Source organism: Brevundimonas sp. (assembly GCF_031082345.1).
In the GTDB taxonomy this organism is placed as follows: domain Bacteria; phylum Pseudomonadota; class Alphaproteobacteria; order Caulobacterales; family Caulobacteraceae; genus Brevundimonas.
Map to the genome: position 1 here is coordinate 1 of NZ_JAVHLH010000055.1, position 3,268 is coordinate 3,268.

Annotated in this window: 1 protein-coding gene; it reads right to left on the minus strand. The window is 70.0% G+C overall.

Annotation, left to right across the window (positions count from 1 at the left end; genetic code table 11):
- Positions 1–129: 129 nt before the first annotated feature.
- The gene (locus RDU12_RS05495; RefSeq protein ID WP_308684229.1) at positions 130–3,045 is read right to left on the minus strand and encodes a TonB-dependent receptor; all 2,916 of its coding nucleotides are present in this window, start codon (positions 3,043–3,045) and stop codon (positions 130–132) included.
- Positions 3,046–3,268: the final 223 nt, after the last annotated feature.

The following is a 3,268-nucleotide window of genomic DNA, read 5'->3' on the forward strand; positions in this document are numbered from 1 at the left end:
TGATCCGGACCTGGCCGAGACTTTCCTGACCCAGCACGGCCCCGATGGTGACCGGCCGCGGCGTCTCGCCCACGGCCGGGCTGGCCGCCGTCCCGAGGACGGCGGCCAGCAGCAGACAGACCGGACGCATCACCAGGTCCGGGTCAGCTGCAAGGCGATGAACCGGCCGATGACGCTGGTGTTGGCCGCGTCGTAACCGATGCCTTCGGGCGCGTCGTAGAAGGGCGGATCGCGATCGAACAGGTTCTGCACCGTCAGGGCGACGGCAGACCCCTGGAAGGGGCCGGTCTCCGGCGCATAGCGGATCTGGACGTCGGCCGTGGTCCATGAGCCGATCCGCGACCCGGCGAGGTCGCGATAGGAATCGACATACTGCAGCGAGGCCGAAGCGCTCCAGGGGCCTCGCGCCCAGCCCAGTGAGCCCCGGCCCCGCAGACCGACCGGATAGTTGGGGCGGTCGCGCAGCGACTGGGGCGAGGCGTCCGGGGTCGTCCAGCTGTCGAACCGGCCAAGATAAGACAGCGTCAGTCCGAGGTCGAAGGCGTCGGGACCGAGATCGAAGGCGTAGCGGGCGTTGGCGTCGATCCCCTCCACCTCGACGCGGGCGGCGTTGACGTAGCGGGCGTCGACGATCGCCCCGTATGACGTGGCCGGAAACGCGTCGCGCGAATTGGTGGTCGGCAGGTCGAGGATGGCCTGGACGGCGGCCCGGTCATCCGCGTTGTTGAGCGGATCGACGATGCGGACAAAGGCCGACAGGGCGGGATCGGACAGGGCCGTCAGGATGTTCTCGAAGGTCGGCTGGCCGATCCGGTTGTCGAACTTGGTGCGAAACCAGTTGAAGCCGAGCTTGAGCCCGGGAAGGGTCTGTGGCGCATAGTCGGCGCCCACCGTCCAGGTGTCGGCCTCTTCCGGCTTGAGGTCGGGATTGCCGCCGTACAGGATCATCGAAAGGACCTGCTGGGCGCCGCGCGGAAGGAAGGTCGGGCTCTGTCGCGCGGCGTCGTTCAGCTCGCGCAGCGCCGGAGCGCGGAAGGAGGCGCCGTAGTTGCCCCGCACGACGAGTTCCGTCGTGGGCTCCCAGACGAGTCCGATCTTCGGACTGGTGGTCTCGCCGATGTCCTCATAATTTTCGAACCGGGCCGCCAGCGACAGTTCGAGCCGTTCGAAGCCGGGACGGCGGTTGTCGCGGCCGAACAGCGGCACGCGCAGTTCGCCGAAGACGGCCGAGACCTGGCGGCTGGTGTCGGTCGCCACCCCCGTCGTCGGCGTCAGGCCGCTGCTGAAGCTGTCATTGCGCCGCCAGAAGGTCTCCTCGCGAAAGGCGAGCCCGGCGGCGAGGCGGACATCGCCGCCGGGCAGGGCGAACACCGGTCCGTCGAGCTGCAGATTGGCCGAGCTGACGCCGGTCTCTGCCTGGCTGTGCGTCCAGCCGGAACTGATGAAGGCCAGAGCCGCGGGCGAGCTGACGCCGCCGCCGCCGAACGGGTTGAAGAAGCCGTCGCGCGCGGCGCTGTAGGGCGTCGCGGGATTGTCGGCGATCGCGCCCAGGGCCTCGCGCAGGAAGGTCGAGTTCAGGGCGCCGAAGGTCTCGTTGTCGGTCCGTTCGGAGGCATGGGCGACATAGGCGTCCAGGGTCCAGTCGCCCGACAGGTCGATCCGGGCGCCGACGGAGGCGCCGAAGCTTTCGGCCTCGCCGCGGATGCCGGGATTGGGCAGGTCGTTTTCGAACGAATAGGCGATGGTGTGGGAGGCGGCCCCGGTCGGCGAGACGAACCACGGATTGCCGGTGTTGACGGTGAGCAGGGTCGCCGTCGGCGCCGAGACGGTCTCGTAGCGACGCTGGCCGTAGCGCGCGTCGGCGCTGACCTCGATGCGCGCTCCAAGCTCCTGACGCAGCGCCGTGAACAGGCTGTGGCGCGTCTGGTGCGGCAGGACGTTCATGCCGCGTCTTTGGTTGCTGAGATTGGTCTGGCCGGGGAGGAAGTCGCCGGGCTCCAGATCGGTCCCGTCCTGGCCGGGCGGAATGGCGTGGGTCGAGACATAGCCGCCCGCGACCGGGTCGAAGACCACCAGATTGCCTGGCGCGGCGTAGTTGAGCCGCCGGTCCGATCCGCCGCGCCAGCGCAGGTCCGCGTCGCCCGCAAGCCGCCGGGCCGAGACCGGCAAGGCGCCGCGGTCGTAATATTCATAGGTCCCCATCAGACTGCCGGAGGACCAGCGCCGGCCGAGGGTCTGACCCAGCTGCAGTTCGTCGCTGGCCCCGTCGGCGGTTCCGCCGACCCGCAGACGGGTTTCCGCCCCGTCGTAGTCGTCGCGCAGGATGATGTTGACGACGCCGCCGACCGCGTCGGCGCCGTAGAGGGCCGAGGCGCCGTCGAGCAGGACGTCGATGCGGGCGATGGCGCTCGTGGAAATGGTGGAGACGTCGGCGAAATCCCCCATGGCGCCGGTTCCGGCCATGCGCCGGCCGTTGATCAGCACCAGGGTGGCGTCGCTGCCGAGACCGCGCAGATTGACGCCGGAGGCGAAGCTGCCGTTGGTCGCGGTGCGATCCGCGCCGTTCTGCAGCGCGCCTTCATTGGCCGTGCCCCCGAAATTCTGCGGCAGGGCGGCAAGGGCCTGGGCGACGGTGGCGTGGCCGGCCCGATCGATGTCGTCCCGGCTGATCATCACCACGGGCGAAGGTCCGTCGGCCACGCCGCGGATCAGGCTGCCCGTGACCACGACGTCGTCCAGCTCGGCCGGCTCCTCCGGGATCGCCGCACGGGCGGCCGGGTCATAGAGGACGAAGACGTTCGGGCGAGAGCGCCGGTGGGCGAGACCGGTCTCGCGCAACAGGGCCGCGAGGGCGCCGTCCGGGGCGTGCTCGCCGGTCAGCCCGGGCGACCGCCGACCGGCGACCAGGGCGGCGGGGTAGAGGATCTGGACGCCGCTCTGGCGTGCGAAGGCGGTCAGCGCCGCGTCGAGCGGTCCGGCCGGAATCTCATAGCGCCGCAGCGGTTCGGCGACCTGCGCCATGACCGGCGAGGCCGAAGCCAGCATCAGCGCCGAAAGCGCCGTTGAACCCAATCCTCTGTACATCATGTCCCCCTCTGGTTACCCGCGAGGGCGCGGGCCGGGGAAGAGACGCTGTGACGGCCGGGCGACCCTAAGTCGGTGGGCTGATTATTTTTGCGTGGACGAGCCCGACAGGATCACCGTGCCGTCCGCCCGGCGTTCGGCGGCGACCGGGTAGAGATCCTCGATAGCGGCGACGAAGCCGTCG

Coding starts and splice junctions, on each gene's coding strand:
- RDU12_RS05495 (WP_308684229.1), bottom strand. CDS start 3,045: ATGCTGGCTTCGGCCTCGCCGGTCATGGCGCAGGTCGCCGAACCGCTG.